Source organism: Pseudomonas sp. NIBRBAC000502773 (assembly GCF_006517195.1).
GTDB classification, from domain to species: domain Bacteria; phylum Pseudomonadota; class Gammaproteobacteria; order Pseudomonadales; family Pseudomonadaceae; genus Aquipseudomonas; species Aquipseudomonas marginalis.
On sequence record NZ_CP041189.1, the window covers coordinates 1,039,617 to 1,055,601 of the forward strand.

Here is a 15,985-nt window from a genome sequence, read left to right on the forward strand (position 1 = left end):
ACCAGCTTTTCAGACGCCCCCTCATTAATGAATATTTATTTTAAATATCAATAGCTTACAAACTAATAAATATTTTACATCGCTTTTCGTAGGCGGAATCACCTCTCAGAAACGTCGAATTAATGACGTTGTTTTTATGGCAGGTTGTGTCCCTCGTTTCCGCTACATACGTAGGACAGATCCCCTGGCCAAATGAAATCTAGAGTGCCGACTCTCGTTCATGAGGAACGAATCGCCCCCCACAGGCCCAGGGAGTTCGTTGACGGTTTTCGACATCAAGGATGAGATGGCTATGAGTTTGAAACGCAGCACGGGTAACACGCAGAGCCCGAATTTCTACGCCGAAATGGGCGAGCTGATTGCACACAGCGGCCATGAGGAATTCGCCGCCCACATGTTGCACCTGGTCTGCAAATGGGTGCCGATCCACCTGGTGGACCTCAGTGAATGGACCCTCGACGAGCCGCGCGACCGCGTACTCGATATCAAACTCCTGGGCAGTGCTGGCCAAAAACAGGACCTGCCGCCGCCCCTGGCCCTGCGCCCGCCGGATGACCACCCGCTGCTGCGGGAAATGCTCGGCATGCAAGACCCGCTGCTGATCCAGATGAATGCCAAACCCGACAGCGCCCATCCTCGGGGTACCTCGCACCAGTGCAATCTGGTGTCACGCCAGGGCAACCGGCGCTGCGTGATTTCATGCTACCGACCGCCGACCCAGCGCGGTTTTTCCCTGGCCGAGTTATCGTTTCTCAAGTGCCTGTCGGACACCCTGTTGCCGCTGATCGAGCGCCACGCGCACGTCCTGCGCCATGCGCCACATGCCCAGGCGGAGCCGGCCCATACGCTGCTTGAGCAATCACGCTTGCAGCGCGAGTTCCACAAGCGCCTGTCCCTCGGCGAGATCAGCCTTTCGGCCCGCGAACAGGAAGTGTGCCTCGGCCTGTTGACCGGCGGCACTGTGCCGCAGATCGCGGAAAAACTCAGCGTGAAAAACAGCTCCATCGAAACCTACCTCAAGCGCGCCGCCGCCAAGCTGGGCGTGAGTGGCCGGCATGGCTTGGCTAAATGGATGGTGGGGGCCTGATGGACACACGCACCGTCGCCAGCATCGGTATGGCCTGCATGCTCGGGGGCTGCTCGCTGATCCCCGAGTACCAGCGGCCCGAGGCGCCAATGCCCGCGCAGTATCCCCAGAGTGGGGTCTACCGCCTCGCCCAGGCCGGCAACAGCGATCCGGCGTCGGACTGGCAGCAGCAGTTCCACGACCCGGCGCTGCAACAGATGATTCGCGATGCCCTGGTCAATAACCGCGACCTGCGGGTGGCTGCGCTGAATGTCGAAGCGTTCCAGGCGCAGTACCGCATCCAGCGGGCCGACCTGTTCCCGGCGGTGTCCGCCACGGGCGCCGGCAAACGCCAGAAGCTGCCGGGGGATGTCACCGGCACGGGCAAGTCCGCGATCACCTCCAGTTACTCCGCCACCCTGGGGCTCAGCGCGTATGAGCTGGACCTGTTTGGCCGCGTGCGCAGCCTCAGTGAACAGGCGATGCTCACCTACCTCGGCACGGAAGAGGCCCGGCGCAGCGCGCAACTGAGCCTGGTGGCCAACGTCGCCAACGCCTACCTGACCTGGCGCGCCGACCAGGAACTGCTGGCCCTGGCCCAACAGACCCTGGCCGCCAACGACCACAGCCTGCACCTGACCCGCCGCAGCAAAACCGCCGGCAAAGCCTCGGCCCTGGACGTGGTGCAGGCGCGCACCAGCGTCGAAAGTACCCGCGCCAGCGTGGCCCGCTATGCACGCCAGGTGGCCCAGGACCTCAACAATCTCACCCTGCTGGTGGGCGGCCCGGTGGATCAAAGCCTGCCAGCGCGCCCGTTGGCTGACGACCTGGTGGCGCGGCTACCGGCCGGCTTGCCATCGGCCCTGCTGCAACGCCGCCCGGATATCCTCCAGGCCGAGTACCAACTGCGCGCCGCCAACGCCAACATCGGCGCGGCGCGCGCGGCGTTTTTCCCGTCAGTCAGCCTTACCGCCAATGCCGGCAGCACCAGCACCGAACTGTCGGACCTGTTCAAGGGCGGCACCGGCACCTGGACCTTCCAGCCGCAGATCAGCCTGCCGATCTTCAACGCCGGCAGCCTGCGCGCCAGCCTGGACTACGCGAAACTGCAAAAAGACATCAGCGTCGCCCAGTATGAAAAGTCCATCCAGACGGCCTTCCAGGAAGTCGCCGACGGCCTGGCCGCACGCCAGACGTTTACCGACCAGCTCAACGCCCAACGCGACTTCGTCGCCGCCAACCAGGCGTATTACGACCTGGCCCAGCACCGCTACCGCAGCGGGGTGGACAGCAACCTCACCTTCCTCGATGCCCAGCGCTCGCTGTTCAGTGCGCAACAGGCGCTGATCGTGGACCGGCTGGCGCAACTGGTGGCGGAGGTGAATTTGTATACCGCACTGGGTGGTGCCTGGGCACAAATGCCCGCGCTGGCATCGTGGTAAGCCGGTTTGCTCGTTCCGTGGCGAGCTCGCTCGCCACGGCCCCGTGAGGTGAGGCGCTTATTTCAGCGCAATCACCGCCTCTGCCTCGATTTCGATCAACCACTCCGGCAACGAAAGCCCACTGACAATAATCCAGGACGACGGCGGCGGGTTGTGGGGGAAGCGCTCACGCAGCGCCTGGGCGATGAGTTCCTGCTGATCACGTGCGGACTCGACGATATACAGCCGCAGCATTACCACGTGGGACAAGCCCCCCTCGACCTCCGCCAGGATTTTTTCGATATTGTCCAACGCCGTATCGGTTTGCTCGGCAATGCCTGGACCGACCGTACGCTCCTGGGCATCCACACCTACCTGGCCGGAAAGCAGAATACGCCGGCCATCAGGCACTTCGATGGCTTGGCTGAAGCCGTATTGCAAGGAGTTGAATACGCTCTTGGGATTGATGACCTTGGGTTGCATGTGACGAGTCCTTGTTGTCGGTAGGAGTGCAAGGCTAACGTTAAAAGTCTTACGTCTCCAGGAGAGGACTTTGGGTGATGAAGATGAGCAGGTCCATCGGACCGCTCTTACGCAGCTTTCGGGTTGCGTCTGATCAACCTCGCCGCCCCCCTTCGCGAGTCGCTGCACATTCAGAGAACGGGTGTGGAAGCCCGAACTCCCATCATGTGGAAGTGATTAGGGCCGCTGCGCAGCCCAACGCGGGACAAGCCCCCTCACCACAGAGGGAGTTCCCCCATTTGCTCTTCAACAGGCCGTGATAAATACGCTGACGCTACCAACCGCCCATCGCCAGGCTGAACGGCGAAAACTCCGCGAACTGCCAGCGCAACGCCAACGCCGCCGGGCGGCGGACCACGTGGTCCACGGTCACCGTCCAGAGCCGCTGCGCGCCCTCGAAGCGGGCGACTTCAGGGCCGTCGAGGATCAACGAGGTATGCCCGGCGATCTGCAGCACATCCCCCGTTTCAAAGTCGATAAACAGCAGCCCCGCCACCGGGTTGGCCGCCAGGTTGCCCAGGGTGTTGAAGAACAGGTTGCCGGCAAAGTCCGGGATGGTCAGCACGTCGTCCTCCACGCGCACGAAGCCGGTATTGCCGCCGCGATGGGAGACGTCCACCGAGCGTTCGCCGTCGACCTCCACGTAGCTGGCGACGAAGAAGGTGTCAGCGTTGCGGATCATGCTTTCGGCTGCGGCGTCCAGGCCGCCAAGACGCTCGACCCGGGTGCCGGGTTTACGCGCAATCCCATCGACCGGCCGCAGCTGGATGTATTTGGGGCAATTGCCGTAGGTCTGCACCACGTCGACCGACAGGCCCTCGTGATCGAACGTGCCGATATGCCCATTCATGCGGTTGCGGCGCCGGGTGTTGAGGTCGATACCCAGCAGGCCCACGGCAGCGCCCTTGTGCAAGGCGGCGCGGGCCGGGTCGCTGGCAGAGGGCAGGCTGTCAATCTGCAACGTATAAGGGTTGGGAGAGTGGACGAACCCCGGCGCGCCTTCAATCAGGGTCGCCCAGGGAATCCCCTGCTCATCCACCACGCCAAGCACCAGGTAGGGCAACAGCGGATAGAAATCCCGATGCTGCTCCGGCAGGTGATCGCGTATCACCTTGGGCCCGACCACCGCCATGCGCTCGGCCACGCCGACCGCTGCTTGTAACTGCCGTTCGCCGGCATGCCAGGGGGATTGTTCAATAGGGTTCATGGTGATCACCTCCAGTGGGTTGCCTCCATGCTGCGCCCCGCCAGCCAAACGCAGAATACCCAGCCCAGGCAATCCACTGTTACGCCAACTGAAATGCCGGATGCTCACGCAACGCCGCCACGCAATGATCGACAAAACTGCGCACACGCATCGGCCCATGGCGCCCCTCGCCGTACACCACATGCACCGGCAGGGGCGCTGGCTCATAGCCCTGCAGGACACGGCATAACTGGCCGTTGAGCAGATGCTCATGCAGCGGATAGCTCAAGCAACGCACCAGCCCCGCGCCCTGCACCGCCGCATTGATCGTGCCTTGCACCGTGGCGCAACTCAGCCGCGCGCGGGCCTTGAGCTGGCAACCCTGGAACGCCCAATGCACCGGGTCGGCAGTGGCGATCAGGCGATGCCGCTTGAGGTCGTCCGGGTGTCGGGGTTCGCCGTGCGCCGCGAGGTAAGCGGGACTGGCGCAGAGGATCTGCCGCACGTACCCGACCGGCCGCGCGATCAGTGAGGAACTGGGCAACTCGCCGACCAGGATCGCCACGTCCAGCCCCTCTTCGTGCAGATTGGGGTAATAGTCGTGGTAGTGGGCGGTGAGCTGCACCGCAGGGTAACGATCCATGTAGCTGGCCAACAGCGGCGCCATCACATAGCGGCTGAACAGCAACGGCATGAACACCCGTAGATTGCCCTGGACCTGTACATGCAAGCCCTTGGCCGAGGCTTCGGCGGCGTCCACGGCGGCCAGCAGCCGCACGCAGTCGGCCATGTAGACAATGCCCGTGTCGGTAAGGCTGACACCCCGCGTGCTGCGTTGCAGCAACGGTACGCGCAGGCGTGCTTCCAAGCGGGCGATCGCACGCATCAATGTAGGCGCCGAGACCTGGGCTGCACGTGCGGCCGAGGCCAGGCTCGGTTGCTCGGCCAGCGCGGCAAACAGCTGCATATCGCGATAACGCTCCATCAACCGCGCCGCTTCATCGCCGGATTCAAGGCCGTGTCCTGGCCCAGGCGATGGCTGAGGAAATCCACAAAGGTGTGGATCTTGGCCGGCACGCGCGCGCTTTTCTGGAACACCACCTGGATCGGCAACGGGGCCGGCTCGAAGTCCTCGAGGACAATTTCCAGCTCACCGGCCGCCACCGCCGCCGCGACCTGATAGGACAGCACCCGCGTCAACCCCCAGCCCAGGCGCGCCAGGTTGATCGCTGCGTTGTTCGCCGAGACCACCAGGCGCGGTTCGATGGGCACCGTCAACGGCTGGCCGGCGTCGACAAACGCCCACTCACTCACCAATCGGCTGGAGGACAGGCCGACGACCTGCGCCGCACCCAACTGCCCGGGGTGCAGGGGGCGGCCGTGCTGGTCGAGATAGCCGGGCGAGGCGCAGACCACCCGGCGTACCTCGCCCACCTTGATCGCCTGTTGCCCCGGCTCATGCAGATGGCCGATGCGCACAGCCACATCGATACCCTCGTCGGTCAGGTTGACCACCCGATCCACCAGCAAGGCATTGATATTCACCAGCGGAAAACGGTCGAGGTACTCGCCCAGCACCGGCGCCACATACAGCTCGCCAAACAGTACCGGTGCGGTCACCGTGAGGTGGCCGCAGGGGATCGAATAACTGCCCGCCGCCGCTTCTTCGGCTTCGTCCAGCTCGGCGAGGATGCGCCGGCAATCTTCGAGGTAACGCTGGCCGGCCTCGGTCAGGTGCAGGCTGCGGGTGGTGCGCGCCAGCAGCTGGGTGCCGATGCGCGCTTCCATGGCGGCGATGGCCCGGGTCACGCTGGGGGGCGAGGTGTTCAGGCGGCGCGCTGCGGCGGCAAAGCCCTCCTCCTCGACCACCGCCAGGAACACCTGCATTTCGTGAAATCGGTCCATCGATGCGCCTCAGCAACGTTAATGTGATTGCAACCCTACCGCCGTACGCGGCATGCCCACAAATCCCGGCAAGGCCTCGATGCTGGCAAGCCAGGCGCGCACCTTAGGGTAGTCGGCCAGCGACACATTGCCTTCCGGCGCATGGGCCACGTAGGTGTAGAACGCAATATCGGCGATGCTCGCCTGCTCCCCCGCCAGGAAGCGGGTTTCGCTCAGTTGCTGCTCCACCAGTGCCAACAAGCCATGGGCACGGCTGATCGCCGCCGCCGCATCCACATCGGCACCGAACACCACGGCCAGCCGTGCGGTGGCGGGCCCGGCGTGCAACTGGCCGGCGGCCGCCGACAGCCAGCGCTGTACGCGCGCCTGCCCCACCGGGTCGCTTGGCAACCATTGGCCCTTGCCGTATTTCGTGGCGAGGTAGACCAGGATCGCGTTGGAGTCCGCCAGTACGGTGCCGTTGTCGTCAATCGCCGGGACCTGGCCGAAACGGTTGATGGTCGCAGTGAAGTCAGCGCTTTTATGCGCGCCTTGCTTGAGGTCCACCAGGATGAACTCGCTGGGCAACCCCAGCAGGGACAGCATCAGCTCGGCCCGATGGGAATGGCCGGACAGAGGGAAACCATAGAGTTTGATCGCAGGCTGGGACATGTAAGGCTCCAAAGGGTGGAGTTTTGACACCGGCATGTTCCACCGCTGCGCCGACCACTGGAATCACCAGCTTTTACAATCCAGCATTTCAGCGGGTGAAACAATCACTCGCCAAACAGTTCGACGATCAACGCAAACAGCGTGGTCTTCACCGCACTGTCCAACGTGGTCCAGGCCAACCCCGTACGCGCCTGGAACGCCCCCAACGCCAGTGGCCGCGACACGCAATTGGCCGGCAACGCCCGCGCGGCCTGCTGCGGCAGTACGCCGACGCCCAAGCCGGCGCAGACCAGCGCGAGCATGGTGGTGAACTCGCCCAGTTCGGACGCGATCTGCAAAGGGACGCCCACGACCTGGATAAATTCGTCGTAGAACCCCGGCGCATAGCGCCGCGCGAGGATGTACACCGGCACGTCGAGCAGGTCGCCGGGCTGGATCGACGCCTGGGCGGCCAGCGGATGATCCATCGGCAGGGCCACGCAGAACGGCTCGCGCAGCACCACGCGGGTTTGCACCCCGGGGTAGGCGGCGGGCAGGCGCATCAGGCCGAAATCCAAGCGATCATTCTTCAGCGCGGCGGCTTGATCGGGGCCGGGCATGTCCTTGAGTTCCAGCTCGATCCGCGGGTAGCGCTGATGCACCGTGCGGATCAACGCGGGTAACAGGTGCGGCAATACCGACGACACAAAGCCCAGGCGCACCCGGCCGATTTCCCCCCGGTTGGACGCCCGCGCCGCCTCCGCCGCCCGCGCGGCCTGGTGCAGGGTCGCCTGGGCTTCGGGCAGGAACACCCGACCGGCATCGGTCAAGGTCACCGAGTGGCGATTGCGGTCCAGCAGGCGTACGCCCAGGCCAGTTTCGAGCAGCTTGATCTGCATGCTCAGGGCCGGTTGCACAATCGACAACTGCGCCGCCGCCCGGCCGAAATGCAGCTCCTGTGCCAGTACCACAAAGGCGCGCAAGTGCTTGAGTTCCATCGAGCCTCCCCGGTTATCACGGATATTGATCAGCCGATCATAAATGAACATTGGACCTGCGCCCTATACCGGAGTGAAGTTAAGCCCATCAGCCATTGTTTTGATTATCACAAGCGCGCCCGGAGAAACCTGCCCATGCAAAGCGTTCTAGACACCTTTCGCCTCGATGGCCGACTGGCGCTGGTCACCGGTTCCAGTGCCGGTATCGGCCTGGCCATCGCCCGAGGCCTGGCCCAGGCCGGTGCGCGGGTGGTGCTCAACGGGCGTAACCGCAGCACCCTGCGCGACGCCGCCGCGCTGCTGACCCTCGAGGGCCTGGAGGTGCACACCGAGGCCTTCGACGTCACCGACAGCGCGGCGATCCAGGCCGGTGTGGCCGCTATCGAGGAACGCCTCGGGCCCTTGGATATCCTGGTCAACAACGCCGGCATGCAGCGCCGTGGGCCGTTGGAAGACTACAGCGAGCAGCATTGGCGCGAACTGATCAGCACCAACCTCGACAGCGCCTTCCTGGTGGGCCAGGCCGTGGCACGGGCGATGATCCCGCGCAAGCGTGGGCGCATCATCAATATCTGTTCGGTGCAAAGTGAATTGGGCCGCCCGGGCATCGCGCCGTATGCAGCGAGCAAAGGTGCGTTGAAGATGCTCACCAAGGGCATGGCCATCGACTGGGGCCCCACGGGCTGACAGTCAACGGTATCGGCCCCGGCTACTTCAAGACCGAGTTGAACGCCAACCTGGTGGCCAACCCCGAATTCAGCGACTGGCTGGTGCAGCGCACGCCCAGCCGACGCTGGGGCGACGTCGCCGAACTGGCCGGTGCGGCGGTGTTCCTGGCCAGCGATGCCGCGAGTTTCGTCAACGGTCATATCCTCTATGTCGACGGTGGCATCACCGCATCGCTGTAACCCTGGAGAACCTTATGCACGCCATTGTCTGCCACGCCTCAAAAGACCTGCGGGTCAGCCCCCAGGACGAACCCCATAGCCTGGGCCCCGAGCAACTGCGCGTGCGCATCGCCCGTGGCGGCATCTGCGGCTCGGACTTGCACTACTACCAGCACGGCGGCTTCGGCACCGTGCGCCTGCGCGAGCCGATGGTGCTCGGCCACGAAGTCTCGGCAGTGATCGACGCCGTGGGCTCCGACGCCGGCCGGTTCAAGGTCGGCCAACGCATTGCCGTATCGCCGTCGCGCCCGTGCGGTACTTGCCGTTATTGCCATCAAGGCCTGCCCAACCACTGCCTGGACATGCGCTTCTACGGCAGCGCGATGCCCTTCCCGCATATCCAGGGCGCGTTCCGCCAGAGCCTGGTGATCGAGACGCATCAGGCACATCTTTTGGCCGATCATGTCAGCCTCGCCGAAGGTGCACTGGCCGAACCGCTGTCGGTGGGGTTGCATGCAATTCAGCGGGCCGGCGCAGTATTCGGCAAGCGCGTGCTGGTGACCGGTTGCGGCCCCATCGGCAACCTGCTGATCGCCGGCCTGCGCGCCGCCGGTGCGGCTGAAATCGTCGCGGTGGACCTGTCCGCCAGCGCCCTGGCCTGCGCGGAAAAAATGGGCGCCACGCGCACCCACAACATTGCCGACGGCATCGACGCGCTCAAACGCTACACCGCCGAGAAGGGTTACTTCGAGGTGATGTTCGAAGTCTCTGGCAGCGCCCAGGCCCTGCGTAACGGCCTGGACTGCATCGCCCCACGCGGCGTGCTGGTCACGGTCGGCTTGGGCGGTGAGGTGTCGCTGCCGCTGAACCTGCTGGTCAGCCGCGAGATCGACCTGCGCGGCACCTTCCGCTTCCACAGCGAGTTTGCCCAGGCGGTGGACCTGCTCAATCGCCAGGTCATCGACGTGCGCCCGGTGATCTCCCACACGGTGCCGTTCGAACAGGCGGTGCAGGCGTTTGAATTGGCGGCGGACAAGACCCAGGCGATGAAGGTGGTGCTGGATTTTGGCGTGGTGGATCAGCCTTGAACCTGTGACGAGCCCTCCGGTCAGCAAAATTCTTGTGGTGAGGGCGCTTGCTCCCGTTGGGACGCGAAGCGGCCCCAGCTCTTATCAAACTTAAAATAACTCACTGATTTTAAAGGGTGAAAGTTTCACACTGAAGTCTTGAGCCCTGCATAAATAATTTCAGGCGAGCGCATTCTTGTGGTGAGCGGGCTTGTCCCGCGTTGGGCTGCGCAGCAGCCCCAAAACCAGGCGCAGAGGAGTGTCTGATACACCACATTTGTCTTCATCAGGGGCGCTTCGCCCCCCAACGCGGGCGGTGCGACGATTCGACAAGCCCGCTCGCCACAGAGGTCCCAGTTTGCTGCGCGACAGCGCGGCGCCGAAGACGGGGTGGGGCCTCCCTCACCACAGAAAACCCCTTCGCCAAATGAACGCTTAGCGCTCTTGCAAGCGCTCACGCAAAAACCGGTGGCTCCTGGAAAACAACCGCCGATAGGTCAGCAACACCGCCACCACCGTGCCCAACGCCGACGACGCGGCAATCAGGAACATGATCACGATCTGATAGCGCACCGCGTCCAGCGGGCTTTCCCCCGCCAGCACCTGGCCGGTCATCATGCCGGGCAGGCTGACAATGCCGACCACGGTCATCTGGTTCAGGGTCGGGATCATCCCCGCGCGTACCGCCTGGCGGATCGCTTCCTGCGCCGCCTCCCAGCGTGAGCCGCCGAGGGCCAGGATCATCTCGATGGTGTTGCGCCCCGAGGTCAGTTCCTGGGTCATGCGTTCGATCCCCAGGGACACGCCGGTCAGGGTATTACCGAGGATCATGCCGAGGATCGGGATCGCGTACTGCGGCTCGTACCACGGGTGGATGCGGATCACCGCAAATAAACCCACTGCCGTCACCAGCCACGAACTGCCCCACACCGACAGGATGCTGTCGACCCTTTGCCCACGGTACGTCCTGCGCCCACGCCCCGCCGCCGACAGCCCGGCGATCAGGGTCATTGCGCCCATCAACGGCAGCACCACATACCAGTAGGCGAACGCGAACACCCAGCCCAGCAGGTAACCGATGGCCAACAATTGCACCACGGTACGTACCGCCGCCCACAGCAACTGGCGGCCCAGGCCCAGGCGCAGCAGCAGGGAGAGCGCACCGTTGACCAGGATCAGCGAAGCGGCGATGCCCAGGTCCAGGGCGGTGAGGTTTTGATAGTTCATGGCTGGGTCGCCTCGCTCAACACGCCGGCACTCATCTGCCAGTGGATGTCGCTCATGCGCCGCGCCTGATCGAGGTCGTGGGACACCCAGATATAAGCGCGGGCGTTATCACCGGCAAACCAGGCGCTGATCAACGCTTCCACATCGCGGGATGAGGTGGGGTCGAGGGCGGAGGTGGGTTCGTCCAGCAGCAGCACCTCGGGGTTGAGTTGCAGGGTGCGGATCAGCGAGACCACCTGGGCCTCGCCGCCCGAGAGGTCCAATGCGCTCTTGGTCAAAAAAGTCGCTGCCTTGCCGGCATGCCCCAGCAACGCGGTCACCGCTTGCGGGTCGAAGCGGCGCTGGCGCAGGGTCTTGAGGCTGAAGGGAAAGCGCAGGTTGTCCTCCACCGTGCCTTCGAGCAGCGCGGGGCGTTGGGAGAGGTAGCTGATATGGCTGCGGTAATGGGGAATCTCGGCATTGGCAATCGGCTGGCCGTTCCACAGGACCTGCCCGCTGGTGGGTGCATCCAGCAGCGCCAATGCCCGCAGCAATACGCTTTTGCCGGAACCGGAAGCGCCGGTGATCGACACGCGGTCGGCGCGGTGCAAGGTGAAATCCGTGGGCTGCAGCAACGGCACCTGCCGGTGTTCGTCCATGCGCGTGAGGGCGCGGGTTTCGATCAGTGCGCTCATGGACGCGGTGTTCCTCTTAAACCTGTTGGGCACAATGGTGCGGCAGGCGCGGGAAGTTTTCATGAAAAAATTCAAACTATCGCCACCCACGTCGTTCAGAACTTCAGGTTCAACGTTAAGTAGGAGACGACATGCAATACCGACAACTGGGCCATTCGGGCCTGCTGGTATCCGAAATCATCCTCGGCACCGTGCCCTTTGGCGGTCGCGCCGAGTTTGAAAAATGCGGATCGGTAGACGTGCCCCAGGCCAGGCGCATGTTCGATATCGCGTTCGACGCCGGGGTGAATATGGTCGACACCGCCGACCTCTACTCCCACGGACTGGCCGAAGAAGTGGTCGGCAAAGCCTTGGGCGACAAGCGCAACGATATCCTGCTGGCCACCAAGGGCCGTAGCCCCGTGGACAACAACCCGAACAACTCAGGCTCGTCGCGCTACCACCTGATTCGTGCGTGCGAAGCGAGCTTGAAGCGCCTGGGCACCGACCATATCGACCTCTACCAATTGCACAATTGGGACGGCATGACCCCCATCGAGGAAACCCTCGAAGCCCTGCGGCTGTTGGTTGGCTCAGGCAAGATCCGCTACTTTGGCACCAGCAACTTCACCGCCTGGCAGATGATGAAAACCCTCGGCAAGGCCGAATTGCACGGCATGCTCAAGCCCATCACCCAGCAGATCTACTACACCCCGGAATCCCGCGAGGCCGAGTACGAGTTACTGCCCCTGGCCCTGGACCAGCACGTGGGGACGCTGGTGTGGGGGCCGATGGGCGAAGGCCTGCTGACCGGTTCCACCCGGCGCGGGCAGCAGCCACCGGCCAATACCCGCCAGGGCAGCGGCTGGCCCGAACCCTACGTGCATGACCAGGAACGTGCGCTGGACATCATCGAGACCCTCGCCGCCGTGGGCGATGAACAGGGCGTGTCGGTGGCGCGCACCTGCCTGGCCTGGCTCAAGGACCGTCCGGGAATTACCTCGCTGATCGTCGGCGCCCGCACGGAAGCGCATCTGCGTGACAACCTGGCGGCCACAGAATTGAAACTCACCGATGAACAGTTCTCGCGTATTGAAGCGGTGACACGGCGCCAACCGTTGTATCCGTACTGGCATCGTTTTACTGCCGGGATTGATCGCTTCGATCCGGCAGAACAGCCGTTCCTGGCCGAGCACCAGAAAACCATGGATGCACGCAAGGACAAATAATCCAGGACAGCGTACCTGTGGCGAGGGAGCTTGTTCCCTCGCCACAGGTTACTTTTGCCCCTTTCTACGTCTTCACTGACTGGCATGAGGGCAAATCCCCCTCCCACATTTAATCCCGTCCCCCCAAAAAAGGAGTACGGCCTCGATCCCAAGTCCGATTTGCAATCAAACGCCGCAATGCCTATATTTTCCGCCTGGCGCTCTCTACGCCACCTTCCGCGGAAAGGGCTGCGCCCAGGACAATGAAGCTCTACCTCATTTCTACGACTCCCAACCTTAAAGCGGAAAAGGTTTGTGCAAGGAGATCGTATGTCGCAACGCCCTGTATCCTCCAACACCGATGGCCGTCTCAACCTTGAGCAGCAGCGCAAGCGCGCCAAGGAACTGTTGCGCCAGCTGAAAGCCCAGGACCCCGGCGCCACCCTGTCCCAAGCCCAATGGCAGATCGCCAGGCAACTGGGCTTCAGCAGTTGGCCCAAACTCAAGGCCCATGTCGACGCCATTGACTTCGCCGCCCGCCATCCCGACTTTGCCGCCAGCGACGAAGCGCGCACCACCCACTGGCGCTGCGGCAATGACATTGCCCACAGCCTTCAGGTGGCCGGGTTCAAGGGCCGCTTCCAGATGCTCACCGACCCGCTGTGCATGGGCCCGGTGCGCGACGTCCCCGCCGCAGAATTCCGCGCCCTGCGCAGCGCGTTCATCAGCCAGGCCTTTGCGCTGCCCTTAGCGGACATCACGCGCCGCGTCGACGATGAATACGATCAGCTGGAAACCTTGGCCAGTGCCGCGCACAGCGTGCTGTGGTGCGAGGCGGATGCCTATGACCAGTTGTTCCTGATCCGTGCCCTGGCCGGCCTGGAGCAGGCACCGCCCAAGCTGGAGCTGATCGAGGTGGATCGTATTCCCGGTGTCGAGCGTTTTATCGGCATCGGCCAACTGGCGCCGGATGTATTGGCGTGGCTATGGCCACAGCGGCGCCTCATCGGTGACGATGCCGTGTACCTGGCCAAACAGGCCTGGTCGGCCTATTGCGACAGCTCACCGACCCGGCTGGCCGAGCTTGCCCATGGCCAACACCCCGCCCTGCCCTTGCTGGCGCCGGCGCTGTTGCGTCAGTTGCAGGAATTGCCGGGCACCCAGGACGGCCTGTCGCTGACCGAACGCCTGGCCCTGACCTACCTCGCCGAAGCCGGGCCGCTGCCGTTTGGCCGTGTGTTCGCCGAGCTGATGGCCAGGCGCGACCCGTTGCCGTTCCTGGGGGACATGATGTTTCATGCGCTGTTGCGGCCGTTGATCGATGGCGAGCAGCCGTTGCTGATGGAAACCGAGACGCATCTGGACTGGCCCCGCCGAACGTTGTCGCTGACCCCATTGGGCCATAGCATGCTCAACGGACAGGCGTACTGGCTCGACCATGCCAGCCACGAACGCTGGGTGGGCGGTACATGCATCAGGCCCGGCCAACCGCACTGGATGATTGATGAGGCCCTGCGCCCCCAGTACAGAACACAGTAAAAAAACAGCCCGCCGTGCATCACCCACGGCGGGCTTTTTTACAACCGCCGGCGCTTACGGCAACGGCTCGAACTTCAAGGCGCTCAAGCTCTGCACCTTGTCCTCGCGGACCATCTTGTATTCGGTGTTCGGGCCTATCCAGCGATCCCAGATCGCATCGATCTCCCCGGCCTTCTCCATCGCCATCAACGACTCGTTGACCTTGGCCAGAAACGCCGGCTCATCGCGGCGCATGCCGGCGCCAATGGGTTCCAGGGCCATCGGCTCCTTGGCCAGGGCCAGTTCGACACCACTGGCCTTGGCCTGGTTGACCAGTTTCAGCGCGGTCATGGTGTTGGTCACCAGGCCCACCACCTTGTTCTGTTGCAACGCCATGTAGGCCGAGCCGGTGTCCTGGAAAGTCACCGGGGTGGCCCCGGCAAGGCGTATCGACTGCTCGGAGGTGGAGCCCTTGGTGGAGCTGATGCGCTTTTCCTTGAAGAAGCTTTTCGGCTGGTCGGCATTCGCCGCGCGCACCACCAGGGTTTCCTTGGCGATGTAGTACGGGTCGCTGAACTGGATCTGTTCGGCGCGGGTCTTGGTGTAGGCCAGGTTGGCGAAGATCACGTCGACGCGGCCCATTTTCACTTCGGGAATCCGCGCTTCAACCGACAGCGGCTTGAGTTCCAGGGCCACGCCCATGGTCTTGGCCAGGGCTTTGCACAGGTCCACGTCCATGCCCACCAGCTCGCGGGTTTTCGGGTCCGGCGCGGAGAATGGCGGCACGTCGGCGTAGACGCCGCAACTCAGGGACTGCTTGGCCAGGATGTCGCTCAACTGGTCGGCCTGTGCGACGGCAATCGCCAGTGGCCCCAATGCCAGTGCGGTAAACAGATGCTTCATACCCATGGGAAATCTCCAGAAAGTTGGACCAGCAAAAATGGCAGAGGGAGCAAAGCCGCCGCAGCTCAATGGGCCCGCAGGTCGGCGATAAAACGTTGCGCTCGCGGGTGCGAAGGCTGGGTGAAGAACGCATCGGGACTGCTCTTTTCCAGAATCTGCCCCGCGTCCATAAACCAGATGGTGTCGGCCACTTCACGGGCGAAGTTCATCTCGTGGGTCACGCACATCATGGTCATGCCGTCCTTGGCCAGGCTCTTCATCACGCTCAGCACTTCACCGACCATTTCCGGGTCGAGGGCGCTGGTGGGCTCGTCGAACAGCATCACCGGCGGTTCCATCGCCAATGCCCGGGCAATCGCCACGCGCTGCTGTTGGCCGCCGGACAACTGCGCCGGGTAAGCACCGGCCTTATGGGCCAGGCCGACGCGGTCGAGCAATTCCATGGCCTTCTGTTTGGCAGCGGCGCCCTTGAGGTTGCGCAGCTTGTTCGGCGCCAGCGTGATGTTTTCCAGCACCGACAGGTGCGGGAACAGGTTGAAGCTCTGGAACACAAACCCCACGCGGCTGCGCAGGCGGTTGATCTGCGCGTCGGTGCCGTGCACGTCCTGCCCGTCGAACAGGATCTGGCCGGCCTGGATGTCTTCCAGGCGGTTGACCGTGCGGATCAGGGTCGACTTGCCCGAGCCCGACGGGCCGCACAACACCACCACTTCACCGGGTTGCACCTCGGCGGTGATGTCGGTGAGCGCCTGGTACTCGCCGTACCATTTATTGATTTTCGAAAACATGATCAT

At 63.6% G+C, this 15,985-nt stretch carries 15 protein-coding genes and 1 pseudogene; 6 read left to right on the forward strand and 10 right to left on the reverse strand.

The window, feature by feature from the left end; genetic code table 11:
* Positions 1 to 292 precede the first annotated feature (292 nt).
* Together NIBR502773_RS04630 and NIBR502773_RS04635 are read left to right on the forward strand one after the other, a co-directional pair.
* Positions 293 to 1,087, forward strand: coding sequence for a helix-turn-helix transcriptional regulator (locus NIBR502773_RS04630; protein WP_141155498.1), 795 nt, complete (start codon positions 293 to 295; stop codon positions 1,085 to 1,087).
* Positions 1,087 to 2,508: an efflux transporter outer membrane subunit gene (locus tag NIBR502773_RS04635; RefSeq protein WP_141155499.1), complete on the forward strand. Its 1,422-nt coding sequence runs from the start codon at positions 1,087 to 1,089 to the stop codon at positions 2,506 to 2,508. The genes NIBR502773_RS04630 and NIBR502773_RS04635 overlap by 1 nt, the downstream gene beginning before the upstream one ends.
* A 57-nt stretch (positions 2,509 to 2,565) precedes the next feature.
* Here the strand turns inward: NIBR502773_RS04635 and NIBR502773_RS04640 are convergent, their stop codons facing one another.
* The 6 genes from NIBR502773_RS04640 to NIBR502773_RS04665 all read right to left on the reverse strand — a co-directional run bounded on the left by NIBR502773_RS04640 (position 2,566) and on the right by NIBR502773_RS04665 (position 7,728).
* On the reverse strand, positions 2,566 to 2,970 hold the full coding sequence (locus NIBR502773_RS04640; RefSeq protein WP_141155500.1) for a RidA family protein: 405 nt from the start codon (positions 2,968 to 2,970) through the stop codon (positions 2,566 to 2,568).
* A gap of 313 nt (positions 2,971 to 3,283) precedes the next feature.
* Positions 3,284 to 4,216 carry a pyridoxamine 5'-phosphate oxidase family protein gene (locus NIBR502773_RS04645; protein WP_141155501.1) on the reverse strand — a complete coding sequence of 311 codons (933 nt, stop codon included), beginning with the start codon at positions 4,214 to 4,216 and terminating at the stop codon, positions 3,284 to 3,286.
* 79 nt (positions 4,217 to 4,295) lie between these two features.
* A complete protein-coding gene (locus tag NIBR502773_RS04650; RefSeq protein ID WP_141155502.1) occupies positions 4,296 to 5,180 on the reverse strand; it encodes a LysR family transcriptional regulator in 885 nt (294 codons plus the stop codon).
* The gene (locus NIBR502773_RS04655; protein ID WP_141155503.1) at positions 5,180 to 6,100 is read right to left on the reverse strand and encodes a LysR family transcriptional regulator; all 921 of its coding nucleotides are present in this window, start codon (positions 6,098 to 6,100) and stop codon (positions 5,180 to 5,182) included. Before NIBR502773_RS04655 ends, NIBR502773_RS04650 begins: the two co-directional genes overlap by 1 nt.
* A gap of 18 nt (positions 6,101 to 6,118) precedes the next feature.
* Positions 6,119 to 6,751: a glutathione S-transferase family protein gene (locus tag NIBR502773_RS04660; protein ID WP_065926978.1), complete on the reverse strand. Its 633-nt coding sequence runs from the start codon at positions 6,749 to 6,751 to the stop codon at positions 6,119 to 6,121.
* A 104-nt stretch (positions 6,752 to 6,855) separates the two neighbouring features.
* On the reverse strand, positions 6,856 to 7,728 hold the full coding sequence (locus NIBR502773_RS04665; RefSeq protein ID WP_141157821.1) for a LysR family transcriptional regulator: 873 nt from the start codon (positions 7,726 to 7,728) through the stop codon (positions 6,856 to 6,858).
* 135 nt (positions 7,729 to 7,863) lie between these two features.
* Between NIBR502773_RS04665 and NIBR502773_RS04670 the strand changes: the two are divergent.
* Both NIBR502773_RS04670 and NIBR502773_RS04675 read left to right on the forward strand, forming a co-directional pair.
* A pseudogene (locus tag NIBR502773_RS04670) lies at positions 7,864 to 8,636 on the forward strand (SDR family oxidoreductase).
* A 14-nt stretch (positions 8,637 to 8,650) separates the two neighbouring features.
* Entirely contained in the window at positions 8,651 to 9,703 is a 1,053-nt protein-coding gene (locus NIBR502773_RS04675; protein ID WP_141155504.1) for an L-idonate 5-dehydrogenase, read from the forward strand.
* A gap of 414 nt (positions 9,704 to 10,117) precedes the next feature.
* Here the strand turns inward: NIBR502773_RS04675 and fetB are convergent, their stop codons facing one another.
* Positions 10,118 to 10,909, reverse strand: a complete 792-nt coding sequence (fetB, locus tag NIBR502773_RS04685; protein WP_141155505.1) for an iron export ABC transporter permease subunit FetB — start codon at positions 10,907 to 10,909, stop codon at positions 10,118 to 10,120.
* The gene (locus NIBR502773_RS04690) at positions 10,906 to 11,583 is read right to left on the reverse strand and encodes an ATP-binding cassette domain-containing protein (protein WP_141155506.1); all 678 of its coding nucleotides are present in this window, start codon (positions 11,581 to 11,583) and stop codon (positions 10,906 to 10,908) included. The genes fetB and NIBR502773_RS04690 overlap by 4 nt, the downstream gene beginning before the upstream one ends.
* A gap of 131 nt (positions 11,584 to 11,714) precedes the next feature.
* Here NIBR502773_RS04690 and NIBR502773_RS04695 point away from each other — a divergent pair, with 131 nt between their 5' ends.
* Positions 11,715 to 12,791 carry an aldo/keto reductase gene (locus NIBR502773_RS04695; RefSeq protein ID WP_027606138.1) on the forward strand — a complete coding sequence of 359 codons (1,077 nt, stop codon included), beginning with the start codon at positions 11,715 to 11,717 and terminating at the stop codon, positions 12,789 to 12,791.
* Between the two features lie 309 nt (positions 12,792 to 13,100).
* Entirely contained in the window at positions 13,101 to 14,309 is a 1,209-nt protein-coding gene (locus NIBR502773_RS04700) for a DUF1835 domain-containing protein (protein ID WP_115487018.1), read from the forward strand.
* A gap of 54 nt (positions 14,310 to 14,363) precedes the next feature.
* On the opposite strand, the gene NIBR502773_RS04705 is transcribed toward NIBR502773_RS04700, so the two are convergent.
* The gene (locus NIBR502773_RS04705) at positions 14,364 to 15,197 is read right to left on the reverse strand and encodes an ABC transporter substrate-binding protein (RefSeq protein ID WP_115487017.1); all 834 of its coding nucleotides are present in this window, start codon (positions 15,195 to 15,197) and stop codon (positions 14,364 to 14,366) included.
* A 59-nt stretch (positions 15,198 to 15,256) separates the two neighbouring features.
* Positions 15,257 to 15,985: an amino acid ABC transporter ATP-binding protein gene (locus NIBR502773_RS04710; RefSeq protein ID WP_177414165.1), complete on the reverse strand. Its 729-nt coding sequence runs from the start codon at positions 15,983 to 15,985 to the stop codon at positions 15,257 to 15,259.

Excerpts from the sequence above, each read along its gene's own strand:
- NIBR502773_RS04710 (WP_177414165.1), bottom strand. The coding sequence starts at position 15,985 with ATGATCATGTTTTCGAAAATCAATAAATGGTACGGCGAGTACCAGGCG.
- NIBR502773_RS04675 (WP_141155504.1), top strand. The coding sequence starts at position 8,651 with ATGCACGCCATTGTCTGCCACGCCTCAAAAGACCTGCGGGTCAGCCCC.
- NIBR502773_RS04640 (WP_141155500.1), bottom strand. The coding sequence starts at position 2,970 with ATGCAACCCAAGGTCATCAATCCCAAGAGCGTATTCAACTCCTTGCAA.
- NIBR502773_RS04700 (WP_115487018.1), top strand. The coding sequence starts at position 13,101 with ATGTCGCAACGCCCTGTATCCTCCAACACCGATGGCCGTCTCAACCTT.
- NIBR502773_RS04665 (WP_141157821.1), bottom strand. The coding sequence starts at position 7,728 with ATGGAACTCAAGCACTTGCGCGCCTTTGTGGTACTGGCACAGGAGCTG.
- NIBR502773_RS04705 (WP_115487017.1), bottom strand. The coding sequence starts at position 15,197 with ATGGGTATGAAGCATCTGTTTACCGCACTGGCATTGGGGCCACTGGCG.
- NIBR502773_RS04635 (WP_141155499.1), top strand. The coding sequence starts at position 1,087 with ATGGACACACGCACCGTCGCCAGCATCGGTATGGCCTGCATGCTCGGG.
- NIBR502773_RS04695 (WP_027606138.1), top strand. The coding sequence starts at position 11,715 with ATGCAATACCGACAACTGGGCCATTCGGGCCTGCTGGTATCCGAAATC.
- NIBR502773_RS04690 (WP_141155506.1), bottom strand. The coding sequence starts at position 11,583 with ATGAGCGCACTGATCGAAACCCGCGCCCTCACGCGCATGGACGAACAC.
- NIBR502773_RS04645 (WP_141155501.1), bottom strand. The coding sequence starts at position 4,216 with ATGAACCCTATTGAACAATCCCCCTGGCATGCCGGCGAACGGCAGTTA.
- fetB (WP_141155505.1), bottom strand. The coding sequence starts at position 10,909 with ATGAACTATCAAAACCTCACCGCCCTGGACCTGGGCATCGCCGCTTCG.
- NIBR502773_RS04650 (WP_141155502.1), bottom strand. The coding sequence starts at position 5,180 with ATGGAGCGTTATCGCGATATGCAGCTGTTTGCCGCGCTGGCCGAGCAA.
- NIBR502773_RS04655 (WP_141155503.1), bottom strand. The coding sequence starts at position 6,100 with ATGGACCGATTTCACGAAATGCAGGTGTTCCTGGCGGTGGTCGAGGAG.
- NIBR502773_RS04630 (WP_141155498.1), top strand. The coding sequence starts at position 293 with ATGAGTTTGAAACGCAGCACGGGTAACACGCAGAGCCCGAATTTCTAC.
- NIBR502773_RS04660 (WP_065926978.1), bottom strand. The coding sequence starts at position 6,751 with ATGTCCCAGCCTGCGATCAAACTCTATGGTTTCCCTCTGTCCGGCCAT.